Genomic DNA, 22113 nt, shown 5'->3' on the forward strand with positions numbered 1-22113 from the left:
TCACGCCTCCTTCGGGTGGTCGGTGCGGGCGTTGACGCGGCGGGAGCGGCGCAGCGGCGGCTTGGCGCCGAGCCTCTTCGGGTCCAGGCCGGACCACGGGTGACCGCTGGCGAAGAACTTCGTGCGGGCCATGAGCGTCATGACGGGCTTGGTGAAGAGGAACACCACGACGACGTCGAGCAGGGTCGTGAGCCCGAGCGTGAACGCGAAGCCCTGGACCTTGCCGACGGTGACGAGGAAGAGCACGGCCGCCGCGAGGAACGACACGAAGTCGGACACGAGGATGGTGCGGCGGGCCCTGGGCCAGGCACGCTCGACGGCCGGACGGAGCGTGCGGCCCTCACGGATCTCGTCGCGGATGCGCTCGAAGTAGACGATGAACGAGTCCGCTGTGATTCCGATCGCCACGATGGCACCGCAGACGGCCGGGAGGTTCAGCGCGAAGCCGATGGCCGGGCCGAGCAGGGCCATGATCGTGTACGTCAGGATGCCGGAGACCAGCAGGCTGAGAAGGGCGATGAGCGCCAGGCCGCGGTAGTAGGCCACCAGGTAGATGACGACCAGGGCCAGCCCGATGGCGCCGGCGATGAGACCGGCCTCCAGCTGCTCGCCGCCGAGGGCGGCGGTGACGGTGGTGACGGTGTCCTCGCTGAAGGACAGCGGGAGCGCGCCGTAGGACAGGACGTTGGCCAGGTCCTCCGCCGACTGCTGCGTGAAGCTGCCGGAGATCTCGGCGCTGCCGCTGAGCGCCTCGTTCACCTGCGGCGCGGAGACGACCTCACCGTCGAGGGAGATCGCGAACTGGTTCTGCGGGGACTGCTGCGTCGACAGCTTCTTGGTGATCGTCTGGAACTTCTTGGAGCCCTTGTCGGTGAACTCCATCGAGACGAGCCAGATGCCGCGCTGCTGGTCGAACTGGGCCTTCGCGTCGTCGACGTCCGTACCGGAGACCTCGGCGGGGCCGAGGAGGTACTTGGCGTCACCCTCGGAGCTGCACGCGACCGTGGGGTCCTCGGGCTTGACGCCGTCGCCGGCCTTTGCGCGGGCGGCCGCGTCGGTGCAGTCCAGCGCGGTGAACTTCTTCTCGAGCGCCGCGGTGGCGGGGTCGGGCGTCCCGGTCGCCGCGGGGGTCTTTGATCCACCGGAGGTGCTCGCGGCCGGGGTCGGCGTCGCGTCCTTCTTCAGGGCGCCGGTGACCGCGCGGCCCTGGGTGGTGGCGCTCGCCGAGGGCGTCGTCTTCGAATCGGAGGCTGTTTCCGGGTCGCTCGCCTTCGCACTGGGCGTGGCGCTCGGCTTCCCGGAACCGCTCGCGGACGGGCTCGCGGAACCCTCGGGGGTCGGTGCGCCGCCGGTGACCGTGAGCACGGGCCGGAAGTACAGCTGGGCGGTCGTGCCGACCTGCTCCCGGGCCTGCTTCGAATTCGTCCCCTTGGGGATGTTGACGATGATGTTCGAGGGGCCCTGGGTCTGAACCTCGGCCTCGGAGACACCCAGACCATTGACACGGCGTTCGATGATGCTGACCGCGGTGTTCATGTTGGTCTCGTTGATCGCGTCAGGCTTGCCGGGCTGGCTCTTCGCCTTGAGCGTGATCGATGTGCCGCCGGCCAGGTCGATGCCGAGCCGGGGCGTGGTGTGACCGGACAGGAACATCCCGCCGGTCAGGGCGACCATGGCGATCAGGATCAGAGCCAGGGCACGGCCCGGCTTGCCCTGTCCACCGGTTGAACCCCGGCCTTTCTTCGGTGCTGCCACCTTTTCGTTTCTCCCTGTCCAACCGCCCCGCGCCGGGTACGCGCCCGAGCGGCCACGAAGTGTTGTGGGGACCCGCCCCCGCAGAAGACCGCACGGCCCGTGAGACGCCGGACACCCTCGGGTGTCCGGCGTCTCTGGGTCGTGGAACTACTTCGCGTCGCCCTCGCCGTCGGCCTTGGCGTCCTTGACATCGGAGCTCTTGACCTCGGAGCCCTTCGTCCCGGCGTCCTCCGGCGCGGCGTCCTCGGCCTTCTTGCCCAGGTCGATCTTCGCGGCGTCGTCGGCCGCGTCCTCGTCCGTGGACTCGCCGCCGGTGAGCGAGGAGGCGTCGTCGGGCACGACCGTGCCGTCGGCGTCCAGCTCGTCGTCGTCGCCGTGGACGATGCGGTTGTACTCCGCGTCGTCGAGGACGGCGCCGATGGCGTTCTTCGCGAAGATGGCGTGCACGCCGGGCGCGACCTCGAGGAGAACCGTGTCGTCCTGGATCTCCTTGACGGTGGCGTACATGCCCCCGATCGTCCGGACGCCGGTACCGGGCTGCATGTCGTTGCGCATCTGCGCAGCCGCCTGCTGCTTCTTCTTGGCGGACCGGGTCATCAGGAACATGGCCCCGATGAGCACGATGAAGGGGAGGAGGGTCACGAGACTCACGGGACGGAACTTCCTTCGCACGACCACGCTGGATTCACGCGGCCTGGTCTACGGGGGTGGGTACACCGACCTGAACGGGCGGCATCGGCGGAGTCTAAGCGAGTCCGCATCATTGGAACAACGTCCAGCATGGCACCGTGGTTCCCCTGCTGGCCAACCCGTCCTGTGTCACGCCCCGAACAGGCCCTGTTGTCCCTTTGCGCCGTGCTGCGGAGGCACGAGTCCGAGGTGCGCCCACGCCGCGGGGGTCGCGACCCTGCCCCGCGGGGTCCTCGCGAGCAGTCCTTCCCGTACGAGGAAGGGCTCGGCGACCTCCTCGACGGTCTCGCGCTCCTCGCCGACGGCCACGGCGAGGGTGGAGAGCCCGACGGGGCCTCCCCCGAAGAGCTTCAGCAGGGCGCCGAGCACCGCGCGGTCCAGCCGGTCGAGCCCCCGGGCGTCGACCTCGTACACCCGCAGGGCCGCGGCGGCGATGTCCCGGTCGATCCGTCCTTCGGCCTTGACCTGGGCGTAGTCCCGGACACGGCGCAGCAGCCGGTTGGCGATACGGGGCGTGCCCCTGGAGCGTCCGGCGATCTCGGCGGCGCCCGCCGTGTCTATGGCGACGTCGAGCAGGCCGGCTGAGCGGTGGATGACCCGCTCCAGCTCGGTGGGGGCGTAGAACTCCATGTGGCCGGTGAAGCCGAAGCGGTCGCGCAGCGGGGGCGGCAGCAGTCCCGCCCTGGTGGTGGCGCCGACGAGGGTGAACGGCGGCAGCTCCAGCGGAATGGCGGTGGCGCCCGGGCCCTTGCCGACGATGACGTCGACCCGGAAGTCCTCCATCGCCATGTAGAGCATCTCCTCGGCCGGCCGCGACATGCGGTGGATCTCGTCGAGGAAGAGGACCTCGCCCTCCTGGAGCGAGGACAGGATCGCGGCGAGATCGCCGGCGTGCTGGATGGCGGGGCCGGAGGTGATCCGGATCGGCGCGCCCATCTCGGCCGCGATGATCATGGAGAGGGTGGTCTTGCCCAGGCCGGGGGCGCCGGAGAGCAGGACGTGGTCGGCGGTGGCGCCCCGGGCGCGGGCCGCCTTGAGAACCAGGTCGAGCTGTTCCCGCACCGTCTCCTGGCCGACGAATTCGTGGAGGTCCTTCGGGCGCAGGGCTGCCTCGACGGCGGTGTCCTCGCCGTCCGCCCCGGCGTCCACCAGTCGGTCGTCCAGCCGCTCGTCCGTGAGGTCGCCGGTGTCGGGCCCGGTCTCGTCCCAGTTCATCTCGTCAGTCCCGCCTCGGGTGTTTCGGTGCCGGTCCGTGCGGTGTTCCGGCCGGCGTACGGGGCGCGTGGCGGCCCCTGGGGTCAGCGTGCGCGGTTGAGTGTCTGGAGGGCGGCGCGCAGCAGCTGCGGCACGGGGGCCTGGCCGCTGTCGGCGATCGCGGCCTCGGCCTGCGGAGCCACCGCGGTCACCGCCTCGTCGGCCTCGCGGGTGGCGTAGCCGAGGCCGATCAGGGCGGCCTGCAGCTGGTCGCGCCAGGAGCTGCTGACGGCGGTGCCGATGCCCTGCTGCCCGATGTGCGCGCCGACCGGTTCGCCGAGCCGGTCCTTGAGCTCGAGGAGAAGCTTCTGGGCGCCCTTCTTGCCGATGCCGGACACGGCGGTGAGCGCCTTCTCGTCACCGGTGGCGACGGCGATGCGCAGGGCGTCCGGGCTGTGGGTGGCGAGCATGGCCTGGGCGAGCCGGGGACCCACACCGCTGGCGGTCTGGAGCAGCTCGAAGATCTGCCGCTCGTCGTCGTCCGCGAAGCCGTAGAGGGTGAGCGAGTCCTCCCGGACGACCAGGGACGTCGCCAGTCTGGCCTCCTTGCCGATCCGCAGACCGGCGAGGGTCTCGGGGGTGCACTGGACGGCCATGCCGATGCCGCCGACCTCGATCACGGCCGTGGCCGGGGCGAGGGCGGCCACCGGGCCTGAGACGAAGGCGATCATGCGGTACGGCCTTTCAGCGTGCGGTGGGCGGCGACGGCCTGCTGCAGTCGGTTCTGCGCGGGCGCGCGCCAGATGTGGCAGATGGCGAGGGCGAGGGCGTCGGCGGCGTCGGCGGGTTTCGGCGGCGCGTCGAGCCGCAGCAGCCGGGTCACCATGGCGCCGACCTGCGCCTTGTCGGCGCGTCCCGATCCGGTGACGGCGGCCTTGACCTCGCTCGGGGTGTGCAGGGCGACCGGGATGCCGCGGCGCGACGCGCAGAGCATGGCGACGGCGCTGGCCTGTGCGGTGCCCATGACCGTACGCACGTTGTGCTGGCTGAACACCCGCTCCACGGCGACGAATTCGGGCCGGTGCTCGTCGAGCCACCGCTCGATGCCCTGCTCGATGGCGACGAGCCGGTGACCGAGCTCCGCATCGGGCGGGGTCCGCACCACGCCGACGCCGACCATGGTGAGCGGCCGCCCGGCGACGCCCTCGACGACTCCGACACCGCACCGGGTCAGCCCCGGGTCCACGCCCAACACCCGCATGTATGGGCCCCCTCCGCCGCTCGGTCATCTGTTCCCGCAGGCTATCGGCTCCCGCTGACAATGCGACGGGCCGACGGGGTGTGTCCCGTCGGCCCGTCCCGGTTGCGCCGCCTCAGGCGTCGACCTTCTCCATGACCTCGTCCGAGACGTCGAAGTTGGCGAAGACGTTCTGCACGTCGTCGCTGTCCTCCAGCGCGTCGATCAGCTTGAAGATCTTGCGCGCGCCCTCTTCGTCGAGCTCGACCTGCATGGTCGGGACGAAGTTGGCCTCGGCCGAGTCGTAATCGATGCCGGCCTCCTGCAGCGCGGTGCGGACCGCGACCATGTCGGTGGCCTCGCTGAGCACCTCGAAGGTGTCACCGAGGTCGTTGACCTCCTCGGCACCGGCGTCGAGCACCGCACCGAGCACGTCGTCCTCGCCCAGCTCGCCCTTGGGGACGATCACGACACCCTTGCGGTTGAACAGGTACGAGACCGAGCCCGGGTCCGCCATCGAACCGCCGTTGCGGGTCATGGCGACACGGACGTCGGACGCTGCACGGTTGCGGTTGTCGGTGAGGCACTCGATGAGCACCGCGACGCCGTTCGGCCCGTAGCCCTCGTACATGATCGTCTCGTAGTCGGCGCCACCGGCCTCGAGACCGGCACCGCGCTTGACCGCCGAGTCGATGTTCTTGTTCGGGACCGAGCTCTTCTTGGCCTTCTGGATGGCGTCGAAGAGGGTCGGGTTGCCGGACACATCGGCGCCGCCGGTGCGGGCCGCGACCTCGATGTTCTTGATCATCTTCGCGAAGAGCTTGCCGCGCTTGGCGTCGATCACGGCCTTCTTGTGCTTCGTCGTAGCCCATTTAGAGTGGCCGGACATCTGCCTTCTCCTTCGCGTCACCAAAATCGATCCGAACCCGAGAGATCCTACCGGGGTCGGATCAGCCCACGGCGCGCACCATGTCGGTGAAGAGAGCGTGCACCCGGTGGTCGCCGGTCAGTTCCGGGTGGAAAGACGTGGCGAGGGCGTTTCCCTGGCGTACGGCCACGATATGCCCGCCGTGCACCGCGATGACCTCCGCGCGGGCGCCGACCGATTCCACCCAGGGGGCCCGGATGAAGACGCCGTCGACGGGTCCGCCGGGCACGCCGTCGACCTCCACGGCCGCCTCGAAGGACTCGTTCTGCCGCCCGAAAGCGTTACGGCGCACGATCATGTCGATGCCGCCGACCGTCTCCTGGCCGGAGCGCGGGTCGAGGATCTTGTCGGCGAGCAGGATCATGCCGGCGCAGGTGCCGTAGACCGGCATCCCGGCGGCCACCCGCTCACGCACCGGTTCCAGCATGCCGAAGAGGACGGCCAGCTTGGACATCGTGGTGGACTCGCCACCGGGTATGACGAGCCCGTCGACCTCGGCGAGCTCCTCGGGCCGCCTGACCGGCCTGGCCACGGCGTCCGCCGATGCCAGGGCGATCAGGTGTTCCCGTACGTCGCCCTGCAGAGCCAGGACTCCGATGACAGGGGTGTCGGTCATCGGTGCTTACCAGCCGCGGTTTGCGTAGCGCTCGCCCTCGGGCAGCGTGTCGCAGTTGATGCCGACCATGGCCTCGCCGAGGTTGCGGGAGGCGTCCGCGATGATCTTCGGGTCGTCGTAGAAGGTGGTGGCCTTCACGATGGCGGCGGCGCGCTTGGCCGGGTCGCCGGACTTGAAGATGCCGGAGCCCACGAAGACGCCCTCGGCGCCGAGCTGACGCATCAGGGCCGCGTCCGCGGGGGTCGCCACGCCGCCGGCCGAGAACAGGACGACGGGCAGCCGGCCGAGCTCGGAGACCTCCTTGACCAGCTCGTAGGGGGCGCGGAGGTCCTTGGCGGCGGCGTACAGCTCGTTGTTGTCGAAGCCGCGCAGGCGGGCGATCTCGTTCTTGATCTGGCGCAGATGACGGACCGCCTCGACGACGTTGCCCGTGCCCGCCTCGCCCTTCGAGCGAATCATCGCGGCGCCCTCGGCGATACGGCGCAAGGCCTCCCCCAGGTTGGTGGCGCCGCAGACGAACGGGGTGGTGAAGGCGAACTTGTCGCTGTGGTTGACCTCGTCGGCCGGGGTGAGGACCTCGGACTCGTCGATGTAGTCGACGCCCAGGGACTGGAGCACCTGGGCCTCGACGAAGTGGCCGATGCGGGACTTGGCCATGACGGGGATGGAGACGGCCTCGATGATCTCCTCGATCATGTTGGGGTCCGACATCCGGGCCACGCCGCCGTCCTTGCGGATGTCGGCCGGCACCCGCTCCAGCGCCATGACGGCCACGGCGCCCGCGTCCTCGGCGATCTTCGCCTGCTCGGCGTTGACGACGTCCATGATCACGCCGCCCTTGAGCTGCTCGGCCATGCCGCGCTTGACGCGGGCGGTGCCGGTGGCCGGGGTCTCGGCGGACTGCGGGGTGGTGGGGAGCGTGGACACGGATCGACCTCACTGGGGGTGGAGAGACGCTGGACGGTGCAGATCCGAGCAAACGCTCCGGGAGCACTCCACAGCAAGGGCCAATGAACACCCCGTGGATCGTTCTGCACGCCTCCGGGGCACTCCGGCCGGTCGCCGCTCAGCGGCCGGGGCGGTCCGCACTCAGCTGCCGGGACGGTCCGCCAGGGCCACCGGCGGCTCGTCGTCCATCTCGAACGCGAGCGGGAACGGGGCGTGCCCCGCGAGCCGGAACAGCCGGACCGTCCGGTGTCTGCGCAGCGCGCGGGCGGCGCGCACCGAGTCGTTGTGGAAGCGGCGCGCCATCGGTACGCGGCGTACGGCGGCGGCCAGTTCCTTCGCCGCGTCCTCGCCGCCCGGGAACTCCTTCACGGCCTCGACCTGCGCCGCCTCGCCGAACACGGCCCGCAGGGCGGTGCTCAGCTCGCTCTCGGCGACCTCGCGCTGCTCCTCCTCGGCCTGCCGTGCGGCGTGCGCGGCCTCGTAGAGCACGATCGACGCGGCCGGGTCCAGGACCCCGGCGGTGGCCAGTTCCTGGGTGACCGAGGCGCGGCGCAGCAGCTGGGCGTCGAGCGCCGCCCGGGCCGCGTCGATACGGGCGTGGAGCCGGTCGAGCCGCCCGGCGGTCCAGCTGAGATACAGGCCGATCGCGAAGAGCGCGACGACGGTCCAGATGAGGATTTCGATCACGGGCGGCAAGGCTACCGTCGGAGGGGACCGCCCTGCCCCGCCGGTGCGCCCCCGGGCCTCTAGTCCCGGGCGAGGCCGAAGCGCGCGCGGAGCCCCGTCCGTTCGTCGGTGTCCACGGCCGCCGCCCCGTCCGTCACCGTCTCGTACACCGCCAGGATGTCCGCGCCGACCGTCGTCCAGTCGAAGCGGCGCACGTGCGCGCTGCCCCGTTCCCGCAGCCCCGCGCGCCGCTCCGGGTCGCCCAGGAGCCGGAGCGCGGCCGAGGCCAGGGCGTCCGCGTCCTCGTTGGCGAACAGGTCGCCGGCGGCTCCCTGGTCGAGCACCTGCGCGAACGCGTCCAGGTCACTGGCGAGGACGGGCGCGCCGGCCGACAGGGCCTCGACCAGGATGATGCCGAAGCTCTCCCCGCCGGTGTTCGGCGCGACGTACACGTCGACGCTGCGCAGCAGCCGGGCCTTGTCCTCGTCGCTCACCATGCCGAGGAACTCGACGCGCGAGCGCATCTCCTCGGGCAGCGAGGCGACCGCCTCCTCCTCGTCGCCGCGCCCCGCGACAAGCAGCCGGGTCTCCGGGCGGGCGGCGAGGATCGTGGGCAGCGCCTTCATCAGGACGGGCAGCCCCTTGCGCGGCTCGTCGATGCGTCCTATGAAGCCGAGCGTGCCGCCCTGCCACTCGGTCTTCGGCTCGGCCCGGGCGAAGAAGTCCACGTCGACGCCGTTCGGGATGACCACGGCGTCGCCGCCGAGGTGCTCGACCAGGGTCCGCCGGGCGTACTCACTCACCGCGATCCGCGCGCTGATCTTCTCCAGCGCGGGCTGGAGGATCGGGTACGCCGCGATCATGGCCCTGGAGCGGGGGTTGGACGTGTGGAACGTGGCCACGATCGGCCCCTGCGCCGCCCAGCAGGTGAGCAGGCCGAGCGAGGGCGAGGTGGGCTCGTGGATGTGGATGACGTCGAAGGTGCCGTCGTTGAGCCAGCGCCGGACGCGCGCCGCCGACAGGAACCCGAAGTTCAGCCGGGCGACCGAGCCGTTGTACGGGACGGGCACCGCCCGGCCCGCGGAGACGACGTACGGCGGGAGCGGTGTCTCGTCGTCGGCGGGCGCGAGCACGGAGACGTCGTGGCCGAGGCGGATCAGGTGCTCCGCCAGGTCGCGGATGTGGAACTGCACCCCGCCCGGAACGTCCCAGGAGTACGGGCAGACGATGCCGATCTTCACGGAGCTTCCCCCTGGGGTTCCAGATCGGAGAGCCAGAGCCGCTGCAGCATGTGCCAGTCCTCCGGATGCTCGGCGATCCCGGTGGCGAAGGCATCGGCCAGCGCCTGTGTCATGGAGGACGTCTTCTCGGCCCGGGTACCTGTCTCCGGTTCCGCGACGGGCGGGTGCACCTGCGCCCGCATCACGGGCGTGCCGTCGTACCAGAGGGTCACGGGCAGCAGCAGCGCACCGGTCTGCTGGGCCAGCAGAGCCGGGCCGGCGGGCATGCGCGCGGTGTCGCCGAAGAAGTTCACCTCGACGCCGGAGGCGGACAGATCGCGGTCGGCCACGAGGCACACCAGCCCGCCGGCGCGCAGCCGCCGTGCCAGGGTCCCGAACGCGGCGCCCCCGTTGTGCGGCAGGACCTCCATGCCCAGGCCCTGGCGGTAGGCCACGAACCGGTCGTAGAGGGTTTCGGGCTTGAGCCGCTCGGCGACCGTCGTGAACGGCACCTTCAGTTCCGTGGTGACCCACGCGCCCGCCAGATCCCAGTTGCCGAGGTGCGGCAACGCGAGGACGACGCCCCGGCCCGCTTCCAGGCCCTCGGTGAGCCGGTGGACGTCGCGGACCTCTATGGATGCCTTGATCCGCTCCGGGGTCCAGGTCGGGAGCCGGAAGGACTCCATCCAGTAGCGCATGTACGAACGCATGCCGGCCTTCGACAGCTCGGCGAGCCGGGCGGCGTCCGCGTCGGGCACCACCCGGGCGAGGTTCGACTCCAGCCGCAGCACGGACTTCCCGCGCCGCTTCCACACCTGATCGGCCAGGGTGCGGAAGAGCGCGGTGGCGGCCGGCTCGGGGAGCTTCTTGACCGCGCCCCAGCCCAGGCCGTAGAGCCCGTCGGTCAGCCGGCCCCTGAGATCGGATCCGGTGCCGCTCACTGCGCGGCCTCGCTCCCCTGTTCCGCCGTCCCGCCCTGGGCGGCGGCCGCGGCGGCATCGGCCTCGGCCGACTCCCTGCGCACGGTCACCACCCGCTGGATCAGCGTCACCAGGCTGCCGACGGCGACGATCCACAGCGCGATCGGCAGCAGGACCTGGATTCCCGGCACCCCGAAGCCGTGCAGGCCTGCGAGGCCCGCCGCGACCAGCGAGATGACGAGGCGCTCGGCGCGCTCCACCAGTCCGTTCACCGCGACCGGCAGGCCGATCGACTCGCCGCGCGCCTTCGTGTACGAGACCACCTGGCCGCTGGCCAGGCAGAAGATCGCGACCGCGCACAGCACGTTGTCGTCACCGCTGCCCGCGTACCAGAGCGCGAACCCGGCGAAGATCGCCCCGTCCGCCACCCGGTCGAGCGTCGAGTCCAGGAACGCGCCCCACCGGCTGGAGATCCCGGCCTGCCGGGCCATGTTGCCGTCGACCAGGTCCGAGAAGACGAATACCGTGATCACGATCGTTCCCCAGAAGAACTCCCCCATCGGGAAGAAGACCAGCGCACCTGCCATCACTCCGGCCGTACCGACGAGAGTGACCGCGTCGGGACTGACCCCGAGGCGGAGCAGCAGAGCGGCGAACGGTGTGAGGACACGCGTAAAAAATGCACGCGCGTACTTGTTCAGCATGGCCTTCCCGAGGTTCGGTGGGCGCCGCGGCCCTTTCGGCCATCGGCTGGCCCATCGTAGTCACGAGCCGTGCCGCGCAACGGCGGGGCACCCCGTCCCGCCGGATGTCCCGGAAGTCATGCTCCGCCGTGTGCGACGTATGGACGGCTTCCGGCACGAGTGAAAAGCTCGAAGGACCGCGGGCGTCGCCGAAGCCGCCGCGGCGGCTCCGCCCTGCCCGTGCATCCACTCCCCAGCTCTTGCGGCACTGCGCCAACCGATCGGGAGGCACGCATCATGAGCGACAGGACTCACACGCACACCGGAGCCGCCGGCAGGGCAGCGACGGCCGACCGGCCCGCTTCCGTACGGAACGTGGTGCTGGTCGGCCACAGCGGCTCGGGCAAGACCACTCTGGTCGAGGCACTCGCGCTGACGGCCGGGGCGCTGAACCGGGCCGGCCGGGTCGAGGACGGCACCACCGTCTCCGACCACGACGAGATCGAACAGCGCCGACGGCGTTCCGTACAGCTCTCGCTGGTCCCCGTCGAATGGGGCGGCTACAAGATCAATCTGCTGGACACCCCCGGCTACACGGATTTCGTCGGGGAACTCAGGGCCGGTCTGCGCGCGGCGGACGCGGCCCTCTTCGTCGTCTCGGCCGCCCAGGAGGCCGACGCCGTGGCAGGCGCCACCCGCGCGGTCTGGGAGGAGTGCGCGGCCGTCGGGATGCCCCGGGCGATCGTCGTCACGCACCTGGACACCGCGCGTACGTCCTTCGAGGAGATGACCCGAGTCTGCGGCCGGATCTTCGGGCACGACGACCCCGACGCCGTGCTCCCCCTCTACCTGCCCGTACAGGGTCCGGAGGGCCCGGACGGACACGCGCCGCTGACGGGGCTCACCGGACTCCTCACCCAGCGGATCTTCGACTACTCCTCGGGGGAACGGCAGGAGGCACCGCCCGCCGGTGACCAGCGGGAACCGCTCCAGGAGGCCCGTAACCGGCTCATCGAGGGGATCATCGCCGAGAGCGAGGACGAAACCCTGATGGACCACTACCTCGGGGGCGGCGAGGTGGGCGTCACGACCCTCGTCGCCGATCTGGAACGCGCGGTCGCGCGCGGCTCCTTCCACCCCGTCCTCACCGCCGCGCCCGCCGCCGACGGCGCCCGTCAGGGCATCGGCACCGTGGAGCTCCTCGATCTGATCACCCGCGGCTTCCCCTCACCCGAGGAACGCACCCTGCCCGCCGTCACCACTCCTGACGGCGCCCCGCGCCCCGCCCCGGTCTGCGATCCGGCGGCGCCCCTGGTGGCCGAGGTCGTGAAGACCGCGTCCGACCCCTACGTGGGACGGGTCTCCCTCGTCCGCGTCTTCTCCGGCACCCTGCGCCCCGACGACACCGTGCACGTCTGCGGCCAAGGCCTCACCGAACCCGGGGGCGGCGCCCGTCCCTGCCACGAGGCCGACGTACGCGTCGGGGCCCTCTCCGCGCCCTTCGGCAGACAGCAGCGCCCCCTGGACAGCTGCATCGCCGGAGACCTGGCCGGCGTCTCCAAGCTCGGCGGGGCGGAGACCGGGGACACCCTCTCCGGCAGCGGTGAACCGCTGCTGATGGAGCCGTGGGCCCCGCCCGACCCGCTGCTCCCGCTGGCGGTCCGGGCCCATGGCAAGGCCGACGAGGACAAGCTCTCCCAGGGGCTGGCGCGCCTGGTCGCCGAGGATCCGACCATGCGTCTGGAGCAGAACCAGGACACCCACCAGGTCGTCCTGTGGTGCATGGGCGAGGCGCACGCGGAGCTGGCGCTGGAACGCCTGCGCAGCAGGTACGGCGTACAGGTCGACGCCGAACCCCACCGCGTGCCGCTGCGCGAGACGTTCGCCGCGCGGACCCTGGGGCGAGGCCGGCACGTCAAACAGTCCGGCGGTCACGGCCAGTACGCCGTCTGCGAGATCGAGGTCGAGCCGCTGCCGCCCGGCACCGGCATCGAGTTCGTCGACAAGGTGGTCGGCGGTTCGGTGCCGCGGCAGTTCATCGCGTCCGTGGAGAAGGGCGTACGCGCCCAGGCGGCCCACGGTGTCGCGGCCGGCCATCCGCTCGTCGACGTACGCGTCACCCTGCTCGACGGGAAGTCGCACTCGGTGGACTCCTCCGACGCCGCCTTCCAGACCGCGGGCGCCCTGGCGCTGCGCGAGGCCGCGGCCGACACCCGCATCCAGCTCCTCGAACCCGTCGCGGAGGTCGGTGTCCTCGTCCCGGACGACTACGTGGGGGCCGTCATGAGCGATCTCGCGGGGCGGCGCGGGCGGGTCATCGGTACCGAACAGGCGACCGGTGATCGCACGCTCGTACGGGCCGAGGTGCCGGAGATCGAGATCGGCAGGTACACCCTCGACCTCCGCTCCCTGACGCACGGCACCGGACGGTTCGACCGGGCGTACGCCCGGCACGAACCGATGCCTCCCCAACTCGCCGACCGCATCCGCGAAGCGCCGGAAAACAGCACAAACGTGAGCTAGTTGACTGGATCTGGCGCCTTCCGCCCGCCCCCGGCCACATCGGCGGGCGGGCGGCGCGCCCGGACGATACTCTGTGGGCCCAGCTCAGAAGGTGTGCGACGTACGGTAGTTGGGAACAGCCGCAGGAGCAGACCGTGCGGGCGAGTGGGGGCGACAGTGGCCAACGACGGATTCGATTTCTCTCCCGGAGCGCAGATCCCGCTCCAGGGTTCGGGAGGGCAGGCGGTGGCGACCAACGCCCTCGCCTCCGCCGCGTACCGCGACAGCGATGTGACGGAGATCCTCAAGGCCAACAGCGAATGGCACAAGTCCGAGGTGAAACCGGGCGAGTCCAAGCTGTTCAAGTCCGACTATTTCAAGCCGAATCTGGGCGAGGCATTCTCCCGGGCCGTCCAGGAACGCATGCTCGGCGGCGACCGCAAAGCCCTCATCCAGTCCTTCGGCACCGACCCGCAGACCGTCGTCGAACACTGCCTCTCCGCGACCCGGCTGCGCAAGGCGCGCGACAGGCAGCTGACCCTGGTCACCGCCGTCTTCGGCTTCGCCTTCCTGCCCGGCCTGATCCTCTGGGTCCTCGCCTTCCGGCTGCGCGACTTCCTCAACAAGTCCAAGGACAAGTTCTTCCAGGCGCTGGGCGGCATCCTGCTCATCGCGCTCGGCGGCGCCGCCGCGTTCTTCCTGATCACCATGCCGCTCACCGGCTTCCTGGCCCTCTACCTGCGGGCGGCCGCCGTCGCCCCGCTGATCGGCTGGCTGCTCGCCAAGCGGATCGCGGAGACCTCGGTCAAGGACCTGCGCGCCCGCTGGGAAGGGCTCCTCTCCGGCAGCGGCGTCAGCGCCAAGATCCCCGAGGCCGTGCCCAAGAACCCCAACGAGACGGCCCGCGAGGCGTTGCGCCAGGGCCTGGAGAAGCTCTCCGCCGAGCAGCAGTCCAACGCCGTCTTCTACGCGGGCCCCAAAGGCATCCTCGGCATGGGGACCCGCTGGGGCAGCTGGCAGCTCGCCGAGGAACTCACCCCGGAGGACCCCGCCAAGGAGATCCACCAGTTCCGGAGCTGGGACGTCGTGCGGGCGATCCACGACCAGCTGAAGATGCTGGAGCGCGGCCCGCTGAACACCGGCGGCTTCCCCACGCCGTCGGTCAAGCACTGGATCGTCTCCCCCGTCGGCGAGAACGCGGACTCGGTCTCCCGCCCCGAGGGCGAGGACGTCGCCACCTTCCAGATCAAGCCCCACGAGATACAGCGCATCTGCAACCACCAGCAGTTCGGCAGCGGCAACCGGCATTATCTGGGCGTGCAGTTCACCCTCTGGGACGGCCAGCTCGTGATCACGATGCTGATCACCGTCACCGTGCTCCACGAGACCCTGCGCATCGAGGTCACCGGGCACGCGCTGGGCCCCGTCCACGGACTCTTCCTCACCAAGCCGGAAGCGGCGACCAAGACGGTCAAGAAGGCGGTCAGGTTCTGGGAGACCCGCAAGGTGACGCTCCCCCTCATCAAGGCGAGCGAGGTCGTCAGGCTCGCCCTGCGCGCCCCCTTCACCTGGTACCCGCCGCTCCTCGACTACCTGGGCGGCAAGATCGTCCTGCCCGAGCCCTTCGGCCTGCGGCACGCCTGGGCCGCCAAGCCGTGGGGCCACCGCTTCATGGCCGACGACGCCATGCGGACGGCCACCCCGGTCCTGCGCGTCGTCCACTCCGCGACGATGCGGGTCCTCAAGGAACACGGCGTCGACACCGAGCGCTTCGACAACCGCTCCATGATCCTCAGCGGACTGGTCCAGGACCCCGCCCCGAGGAAGGCCGACGTCTACGACGCCTGACCCCGCCCGGGACGGGAACCCCGCAGCTCAGACGGACGGCTGTGCGGCCGGCCACACACCGGCCAGCATCGTCCGGGTGTCCCCCAGCAGCTGAGGGAGCACCTTCGTGTGGCCGACGACCGGCATGAAGTTGGTGTCCCCTCCCCAGCGGGGCACCACGTGCTGGTGGAGGTGCGCGGCGATGCCCGCGCCGGCCTCGGCGCCCTGGTTCATCCCGATGTTGAAGCCATGCGCCCCGGAGGCTGCCCGCAGCGCGACCATGGCCCGCTTGGTGAAGTCGGCCAGCTCCGTGGTCTCCGGGCCGTCGAGCTCGGTGTAGTCGGCCACGTGCCGGTACGGCACCACCATCAGGTGCCCGCCGTTGTACGGGTAGAGGTTGAGCACGGCGTAGACCTTCTCGCCGCGCGCGATGATCAGCCCGTCCTCGTCCGACTTCGACGGAATCTCGCAGAACGGACAGCCGTCGCCGGCCCCCGGGCCGCTCGGCTTGCTCTCACCCTGGATGTAGGCCATCCGGTGGGGCGTCCACAGGCGCTGGAACGCGTCGGGCGTCCCCACTCCGATCTGCTGTTCCGGCTCACTCGTCATGCCGATCAGCATATTGCGTGGCCCCCGCCGCGCGTGTCGCCGGGGGCGACCCCGCCGGGGCACCGCGATGCTGACGCCATGAGCGACCACCCCACGGCCCCCGACCCCGTCCGGCTCAAGGAATGGGAGCAGCACACCGAGGTACCGCTCTTCGCCGCGGCACTGGTCTTCCTCACCGGTTACGCGGTCCGCGTCCTCGCCCCCGTCGGCGCCCAGCCCTGGCGCGACATCGCCCTCGCGCTCGTCGCCGCCACCTGGCTGCTCTTCGTCGTGGACTACGGCGTACGGCTCCGGCTCAGCGGCCTGGGTCTCCGATTCGTGCACCGCCATTGGCTGGACACGGCGGTCCTGCTCCTGCCGCTGCTGCGCCCGCTGCGCGTCGTGCAGATCTACACGGCGGTCCAGCAGCGCCGGGAGCGGCCCCGGATGAGCCTGTACGCCCGGGTGATGACGTACGCGGGCCTCACGGCCGTGCTCCTCGGCTTCTCCGCCGCCCTCGCGGTGTACCACCAGGAGAAGGGGGCGCCGGACTCCACGATCCGTACGTTCGGGGACGCGGCGTGGTGGGCGTGCGCGACGCTCACGACGGTGGGGTACGGGGACGCGGTGCCGGTCACGCTGGGGGGACGGATCGTGGCGACGGGGCTGATGGCCTGCGGGCTGGCGTTGCTGGGGGCGGTGACGGGGTCGTTCTCGTCGTGGCTGCTGCAGGTGTTCGCCCGGGAGGACGAGAAGAGGCCCCCGGGGAGCGCGTAGCTCCCGGGGGCCTCCTCGGGCGGATCACACCTGTACGCGACGCTCCACCACGTCGACGAGCTTGGCGATCGCCTCGTCACGGGCGATGCCGTTCTCCTGCGAACCGTCGCGGTAGCGGAAGGACACCGTGCCCGCGTTCATGTCGTCGTCCCCGACGATGATCATGAACGGGACCTTGGCCTTCTGGTGGTTGCGGATCTTCTTCTGCATCCGGTCGGACGAGGCGTCCACCTCGACCCGCAGCCCCTTCTTGCGCGCCTCGGCGGCGAACTCCTGGAGGTACGGGATGTGGGTGTCGCCGATCGGGATGCCGACCGCCTGGACCGGGGCCAGCCAGACCGGGAACGCGCCCGCGTAGTGCTCCAGCAGCACCGCGAAGAAGCGCTCGATGGAGCCGAACAGCGCACGGTGGATCATGACCGGGCGCTGCTTGGTGCCGTCCGGGCCCGTGTACTCCAGGTCGAAGCGCTCCGGCAGGTTGAAGTCGAGCTGCACGGTCGACATCTGCCACGTACGGCCGATGGCGTCCTTGCACTGCACCGAGATCTTCGGGCCGTAGAACGCGGCGCCGCCCGGGTCCGGGACCAGCGGGAGGCCCTGCTTCTCGGCGACCTGACGCAGCGTCTCGGTGGCCTCTTCCCATGCCTCGTCCGAGCCGACGAACTTCTCGGGGTCCTTGGTGGACAGCTCCAGGTAGAAGTCGGTCAGACCGTAGTCGCGGAGCAGGTTCAGGACGAAGGTGAGCGTCCGGTCGAGCTCCTCGGCCATCTGCTCGCGGGTGCAGTAGATGTGCGCGTCGTCCTGCGTGAAGCCGCGGGAGCGGGTCAGGCCGTGGACGACACCCGACTTCTCGTACCGGTACACCGTGCCGAACTCGAAGAGGCGAAGCGGCAGTTCACGGTAGGAACGGCCCCGCGCGTCGAAGATCAGGTTGTGCATCGGGCAGTTCATCGGCTTGAGGTAGTAGTCCACCCCGTCGTCGAGCTGCATGGGCGGGTACATGCCGTCGGCGTACCAGTCGAGGTGGCCGGACTTCTCGAAGAGCTTGCCCTTGGTGGCGTGGGGGCTGTAGACGAACTCGTAGCCCTCCTCCTCGTGGCGGCGCCGCGAGTAGTCCTCCATGGCCCGGCGGATGACGCCGCCCTTGGGGTGGAAGACCGCGAGGCCGGGGCCGATCTCGTCCGGGAAGGAGAAGAGGTCCAGCTCGTTGCCTAGCTTGCGGTGGTCGCGCTTGGCGGCCTCCTCCAGGAACAGCAGGTGCGCCTTGAGCTCGTCCTTGGTGGGCCAGGCGGTGCCGTAGATGCGCTGGAGCATCGGGTTCTTCTCGCTGCCCCGCCAGTACGCCGCCGCGTTCCGCATCAGCTTGAACGCGGGGATGAACCGGGTGCTGGGCAGGTGCGGGCCCCGGCAGAGGTCCTTCCAGCACAGCTCACCGGTCTTGGCGTCCAGGTTGTCGTAGATGGTCAGCTCGCCGCCGCCCACCTCGACGTCCGCGCCGTCGTCCGAGGAGGCCGAGCCCTTGATGCCGATGAGCTCCAGCTTGTACGGCTCGTCGGCGAGCTCCTCGCGGGCCGCCTCGTCCGTCACGACCCGGCGGGAGAACTTCTGGCCCCGCTTCTGGATCTCCTGCATCCGCTTCTCGATGGCCTTGAGGTCCTCGGGCGTGAACGGCTTCTCGACGTCGAAGTCGTAGTAGAAGCCGTCCTTGACCGGCGGGCCGATGCCCAGCTTGGCCTCGGGGTGGAGCTCCTGCACGGCCTGCGCCATCACGTGCGCGGTGGAGTGCCGCAGGATGTTCAGGCCGTCCTCGGAGGAGATCTCGACCGGCTCGACGACCTCGCCGTCGCTGAGCTCGTACGCGAGGTCCCGCAGCTCGCCGCCGACCCGCGCGGCGACGACGGTGCGCTGCCCGGGGAAGAGCTCGGCGGCCGTCGTGCCCGTCGTCACCACGTGCTCTTCCCGCTCGGAATCGCGTTGGATGATCACACGGACGTCTGACACCGGTCTCTCCTGACTGAGGGGGTGCGCCGCTTGCATCGTGCGTACGCACTGCGAATCGTACCGAGCCGGGGGCCCTCGACGCGAAAGGGATACCGGGGCCGTCTACTCCTCGTCCCCCGTGCACGCCTCCTCGAAGAAGTCGACGTTCTCGTGGAGCGACTTCATGAGCCGGTCCCGCTCGCCCTCGTCCACCTGCACCGGTGTGACCTGGGAGGCGCCGCTGAGCCGCCGGAAGCCGCCCCGGTTCTCCAGTCTGCCCTCCACCCGCAGCGGGAGTCCGACCAGGTGCGCGTGGCCCGCGATCCGGTAGGCCTCCTCGTCGAGCTCGATCCGTACGTGCGCCACCTCGGCTCCCGCCAGCACCCGCAGCCGCACGACGCCGGGGCCGCGCGGCCCGGAGCGGCGCAGCCGCACGACGGCTCCGGTGATCCGTACGGGAACGGCGGGCTCGTCCTGCAGGTAGCGCGCTCCCGCCATGCGGAGGGCGGGCAGATCGCCCGGGGAGAACTCGACGGGCTCGGGGTTCGCGGGGCACCCTTCGGGTGTTCCGGCGGCGGGTGCCCAGGCCAGCGTGATCCTGGCGCCCTCCGCTCCCCGGACGAGGGCGACGACCGCGTCGGTCAGTTCCCGGCTGACGCCGGCGGCGACGGCGGTGTCGAAGGCTTCCATACCGCCGGTGGCCCGCTGGTAGTCGACGGCTTCCCGTGCCGCGTGCAGCGCGGCGTAGAGCTGTACGGCGACGGCCCGCCCCGAGGTGACAGGGACGAACGCGGTGAGGCAGCGGCCGTCGGCGGCGGGTCCGACGAGGGTGCCGTCCAGGGCGCTCCGCGCCTTCCCCCGGTGCCGGGCGCCGTGGTAGCCGGCCCGGCCGCGCACGGCGAGGGATCCGGCGAGGAGGATCTGCCGGGCCGCCCTGCGCAGTTGGTCGGTGCCGGTCCAGTCTGCGGCTCCCGAGGCGCCTTCGGGGACGTCACGCCACCAGCGGATCTCGTCACTGGGCACGGTGAGGGCGACCAGGATGTCGCGGACCGAGGGGACGGCGCTGCGGGTGAGCGCGGTGAGGGCCTCGGCGAGCAGCTCCTCGCCGTCGGGGAAGGCGGTGCTGTCCGGCACGAGCAGGCTGGTGCCGCCGGCGGCGGGGCCGGGCGGGACCCAGCGGCTGTAGCGTCCGCTCGCGCCTCCGCGCCGGTGCCAGCCGTGGCGCCGCAGCAGGGCACCGAGGACGGCGGGGTCGACGCGTGCGGGGTCGGGGGCCCCTCCGGGGCCGGGGCCGTCGGCGTACGGGTGCGCGCGGCTGCCCGCCGGGACCGTCCCTCCGGTGGGCTCGTCCATCGACAGGTGCATCACGGTCTCCCTCCCGCCCCGACCCGGGCCATGATGTCGCAGAGTGCGCGGTCGTCGAAGATCCGCGAGGTCGGGATCCGCACGGTGGTCCGGTGCCGGCCCGTCACCGGGTGGCCGGCCAGGTTCGTCCAGTAACAGCAGTGCCGCAGGTCCAGCCGGTCGTGTCCGGCCCGCAGCCAGTCGTCCTGGCTGCGGGGCACGAGCATCACGACCAAAATCTTGTGCACCGACACCGGGGTGCGCGCGAGCTTCACCAGATGGGCGTTGTCGAGCGTGAAGGAGAACGCGGCGCCGGGTGGGTGCGGGGGGATCTGGTAGGTGCATTTGAGCTGCACCTTGATGGTCACTTCGTCGTCGACGGTGTGGTCGGGGGCGCCGTGGCTGACGTGCCAGTCGATGCCGTTGTCGGGAAAGGGCTGCGAGAGCGAGCAGCCCGCCGCGGCCGCGACCGCGTGGAGGTAGCCCACCTGGAGGGTCTCCATGCAGGCGGTGGTGGCGAGTGTGCCGCGCAGCGGTGGTGTGCTCCGCTGTTGCGGCGGCTTTCCCCCGTGGTCCTCGGTGCGGGCGGGACTCCCTGGGTTCGGCTGCGCGAGCGCCATGGCTCCGTGCCTTCCGGGCTGTGCCGACCGGTTGCCCGGTCTCCGCTGGCGGGCTGGTCAACTTCCGTGCCCGTCCCTTGTGTTGTCACCGCAGGAGGCGGGCCGTAAACGGCGTATCAGGCATAGGGCGCGGGTATCACCGAACCGGGCAGAGGAATCCCGCCATCTGCCGAGCAGGCGCGAGGAGTTCGGGGATGATGCATTGGTTCGAGGGGCCGCTGGCGGCTTTTGACACCGAGACAACAGGCGTGGATGTCGAGGAGGACCGGATCGTCTCGGCCGCCCTCGTCGTCCAGGACGCGGCGGGCGGACGGCTCCGCGTCACCCGCTGGCTGGTCAATCCGGGGATTCCGGTGCCGCCCGGCGCCACCGAGATCCACGGTCTGACCGACGACCATCTGCAGCGCAACGGCCGTTGGCCGGCGCCGGTCGTCGAGGAGATAGCCCGGGCGCTGGCGGAGCAGTGCGCGACGGGACGGCCGCTGGTCGTGATGAACGCACCGTTCGATCTGACGCTGCTGGACCGGGAGCTGAGGCGCCACCGGGCGTCGTCGCTGGCCGGCTATCTGCGGAACAAGCCGCTGTGCGTGCTGGACCCGCGGGTGCTGGACAAGCACCTGGACCGCTACCGCAAGGGCCGTCGCACGCTCACGGACCTGTGCGAGCTGTACGGGGTCACGCTGGACGGCGCGCACGACGCGGCGGCCGACGCGGCGGCGTCGCTCGAACTGGTGCGGGCGGTGGGGAGGCGGTTCTCCGCCCGGCTGGAGCGGCTGTCACCGGCCGAGGTGCACTCGCTGCAGGCGGTGTGGCACGCGGCTCAGGCGCGCGGGCTGCAGGCGTGGTTCGAGAAGAACGGCGCGCCGGAGGCCGTGGATCCGGCGTGGCCGTTGCGTCCGGAGCTCCCCGCGGCGGCCTGACCGGCGCCGGGTACGCGAAAGCCGGTCCGTCGATGACACTGACGGACCGGCTTTTCCCGGGTGGGCGATACTGGTTTCGAACCAGTGACCTCTTCGGTGTGAACGAAGCGCTCTCCCACTGAGCTAATCGCCCGGGAACGGGTTGAACCATACAGGGCTCGGCGCTCTCCGTTCAAACCGCTTGGAGCCATGCCCCCAGTCCGCGGCGTCCGGCGCGCATCATCAGCGTGTGGTTGGCGCGGAAGAAGAGGCGGCAGGGGACGGCGAGCCGGCGCAGCAGCGCCCTGCGCACCTCGGCCTCCTGCTCGTACACGACGCGGCTGCCGCCCTTGTGCGGGGCGACGGTCCAGCGTGCCCAGCCTTCGAGGTCGCCGCTCATGGCCGCTTCGAGGGTCCGTGCGGCGGGGTCGTTGCGGCGCTGCCGCAGCGTCAGGACGAGGTCGTACGGGAGGGACGAGCGGAAGCGGGCCCTGGCGGTGGAGTCGTCGATGCGGCTGATCCCCCGGACCTGGGGCCACCACAGGGGGTAGTCCTCGACGCGCTCCAGGGCGGCGTAGACGGTGTCGGGCGGCGCGGGCAGTTCCCAGACGCTCGTGAAGCGGTAGTGATTCCAGTCCATGCTTCCAGTCTGTGCGCACGGCCCTACTCAGACGCGGAACTGAGTAGGGGAACGCATGCACGAGGATGTGGCGGCCGCC

21 protein-coding genes and 1 tRNA gene are annotated in these 22113 nt (G+C 71.0%); 4 read left to right on the top strand and 18 right to left on the bottom strand.

Translation table 11 applies throughout. The annotated features are described in order from the left end of the window. The 12 genes from secD to pgsA all read right to left on the bottom strand — a co-directional run bounded on the left by secD (position 1) and on the right by pgsA (position 10878). Positions 1-1755, bottom strand: a complete 1755-nt coding sequence (gene secD / locus ACIBCU_RS27150; RefSeq protein ID WP_362929266.1) for a protein translocase subunit SecD — start codon at positions 1753-1755, stop codon at positions 1-3. Between the two features lie 147 nt (positions 1756-1902). Then, the gene (yajC, locus tag ACIBCU_RS27155; protein WP_362929268.1) at positions 1903-2406 is read right to left on the bottom strand and encodes a preprotein translocase subunit YajC; all 504 of its coding nucleotides are present in this window, start codon (positions 2404-2406) and stop codon (positions 1903-1905) included. Positions 2407-2574: 168 nt separating this feature from the next. Further along, complete coding sequence (gene ruvB, locus ACIBCU_RS27160; RefSeq protein ID WP_104790388.1) at positions 2575-3660, bottom strand: Holliday junction branch migration DNA helicase RuvB; 1086 nt, start codon at positions 3658-3660, stop codon at positions 2575-2577. A gap of 83 nt (positions 3661-3743) precedes the next feature. Next, complete coding sequence (gene ruvA / locus ACIBCU_RS27165; protein ID WP_362929271.1) at positions 3744-4370, bottom strand: Holliday junction branch migration protein RuvA; 627 nt, start codon at positions 4368-4370, stop codon at positions 3744-3746. After that, a complete protein-coding gene (gene ruvC, locus ACIBCU_RS27170; protein WP_033304357.1) occupies positions 4367-4900 on the bottom strand; it encodes a crossover junction endodeoxyribonuclease RuvC in 534 nt (177 codons plus the stop codon). Before ruvC ends, ruvA begins: the two co-directional genes overlap by 4 nt. Positions 4901-5012: 112 nt before the next feature. Continuing rightward, a complete protein-coding gene (locus tag ACIBCU_RS27175; protein ID WP_099176837.1) occupies positions 5013-5765 on the bottom strand; it encodes a YebC/PmpR family DNA-binding transcriptional regulator in 753 nt (250 codons plus the stop codon). A gap of 61 nt (positions 5766-5826) precedes the next feature. Then, on the bottom strand, positions 5827-6420 hold the full coding sequence (pdxT, locus tag ACIBCU_RS27180) for a pyridoxal 5'-phosphate synthase glutaminase subunit PdxT (RefSeq protein ID WP_362929274.1): 594 nt from the start codon (positions 6418-6420) through the stop codon (positions 5827-5829). 6 nt (positions 6421-6426) lie between these two features. Continuing rightward, the gene (gene pdxS, locus ACIBCU_RS27185; protein WP_104790385.1) at positions 6427-7347 is read right to left on the bottom strand and encodes a pyridoxal 5'-phosphate synthase lyase subunit PdxS; all 921 of its coding nucleotides are present in this window, start codon (positions 7345-7347) and stop codon (positions 6427-6429) included. Between the two features lie 162 nt (positions 7348-7509). Further along, complete coding sequence (locus ACIBCU_RS27190) at positions 7510-8055, bottom strand: hypothetical protein (protein WP_104790384.1); 546 nt, start codon at positions 8053-8055, stop codon at positions 7510-7512. A gap of 59 nt (positions 8056-8114) precedes the next feature. Next, on the bottom strand, positions 8115-9275 hold the full coding sequence (locus ACIBCU_RS27195) for a glycosyltransferase family 4 protein (RefSeq protein WP_362929278.1): 1161 nt from the start codon (positions 9273-9275) through the stop codon (positions 8115-8117). After that, the gene (locus tag ACIBCU_RS27200) at positions 9272-10195 is read right to left on the bottom strand and encodes a phosphatidylinositol mannoside acyltransferase (protein ID WP_362929280.1); all 924 of its coding nucleotides are present in this window, start codon (positions 10193-10195) and stop codon (positions 9272-9274) included. The genes ACIBCU_RS27195 and ACIBCU_RS27200 overlap by 4 nt, the downstream gene beginning before the upstream one ends. Continuing rightward, a complete protein-coding gene (gene pgsA / locus ACIBCU_RS27205; protein WP_362929282.1) occupies positions 10192-10878 on the bottom strand; it encodes a phosphatidylinositol phosphate synthase in 687 nt (228 codons plus the stop codon). The genes ACIBCU_RS27200 and pgsA overlap by 4 nt, the downstream gene beginning before the upstream one ends. A 276-nt stretch (positions 10879-11154) precedes the next feature. Here pgsA and ACIBCU_RS27210 point away from each other — a divergent pair, with 276 nt between their 5' ends. Further along, positions 11155-13380, top strand: a complete 2226-nt coding sequence (locus ACIBCU_RS27210; protein ID WP_399234651.1) for an elongation factor G-like protein EF-G2 — start codon at positions 11155-11157, stop codon at positions 13378-13380. 156 nt (positions 13381-13536) lie between these two features. After that, positions 13537-15207 (top strand): hypothetical protein, encoded by a 1671-nt coding sequence (locus ACIBCU_RS27215; protein WP_362929450.1) that lies wholly within the window; start codon positions 13537-13539, stop codon positions 15205-15207. Positions 15208-15234: 27 nt separating this feature from the next. Here the strand turns inward: ACIBCU_RS27215 and ACIBCU_RS27220 are convergent, their stop codons facing one another. Further along, entirely contained in the window at positions 15235-15807 is a 573-nt protein-coding gene (locus ACIBCU_RS27220) for an HIT family protein (RefSeq protein ID WP_399234654.1), read from the bottom strand. A 66-nt stretch (positions 15808-15873) separates the two neighbouring features. Here ACIBCU_RS27220 and ACIBCU_RS27225 point away from each other — a divergent pair, with 66 nt between their 5' ends. Next, on the top strand, positions 15874-16551 hold the full coding sequence (locus tag ACIBCU_RS27225; protein ID WP_399234657.1) for a potassium channel family protein: 678 nt from the start codon (positions 15874-15876) through the stop codon (positions 16549-16551). Positions 16552-16575: 24 nt separating this feature from the next. On the opposite strand, the gene thrS is transcribed toward ACIBCU_RS27225, so the two are convergent. The 3 genes from thrS to ACIBCU_RS27240 form a co-directional block, all read right to left on the bottom strand. Beyond that, complete coding sequence (gene thrS / locus ACIBCU_RS27230; protein WP_362929290.1) at positions 16576-18552, bottom strand: threonine--tRNA ligase; 1977 nt, start codon at positions 18550-18552, stop codon at positions 16576-16578. A gap of 102 nt (positions 18553-18654) precedes the next feature. Then, the gene (locus ACIBCU_RS27235) at positions 18655-19896 is read right to left on the bottom strand and encodes a hypothetical protein (RefSeq protein WP_399234659.1); all 1242 of its coding nucleotides are present in this window, start codon (positions 19894-19896) and stop codon (positions 18655-18657) included. Further along, complete coding sequence (locus ACIBCU_RS27240; RefSeq protein ID WP_362929294.1) at positions 19896-20495, bottom strand: DUF4365 domain-containing protein; 600 nt, start codon at positions 20493-20495, stop codon at positions 19896-19898. Before ACIBCU_RS27240 ends, ACIBCU_RS27235 begins: the two co-directional genes overlap by 1 nt. Before the next feature lie 194 nt (positions 20496-20689). Here ACIBCU_RS27240 and ACIBCU_RS27245 point away from each other — a divergent pair, with 194 nt between their 5' ends. Further along, positions 20690-21415, top strand: coding sequence for a 3'-5' exonuclease (locus tag ACIBCU_RS27245; protein WP_399234662.1), 726 nt, complete (start codon positions 20690-20692; stop codon positions 21413-21415). Between the two features lie 61 nt (positions 21416-21476). On the opposite strand, the gene ACIBCU_RS27250 is transcribed toward ACIBCU_RS27245, so the two are convergent. Together ACIBCU_RS27250 and ACIBCU_RS27255 are read right to left on the bottom strand one after the other, a co-directional pair. Then, positions 21477-21548: transfer RNA gene (locus ACIBCU_RS27250), tRNA-Val, on the bottom strand. A gap of 39 nt (positions 21549-21587) precedes the next feature. After that, positions 21588-22034 carry an SRPBCC family protein gene (locus ACIBCU_RS27255; RefSeq protein ID WP_362929298.1) on the bottom strand — a complete coding sequence of 149 codons (447 nt, stop codon included), beginning with the start codon at positions 22032-22034 and terminating at the stop codon, positions 21588-21590. Positions 22035-22113 lie beyond the last annotated feature (79 nt).

The organism is Streptomyces sp. NPDC051064, from assembly GCF_044455985.1.
In the GTDB taxonomy this organism is placed as follows: domain Bacteria; phylum Actinomycetota; class Actinomycetes; order Streptomycetales; family Streptomycetaceae; genus Streptomyces.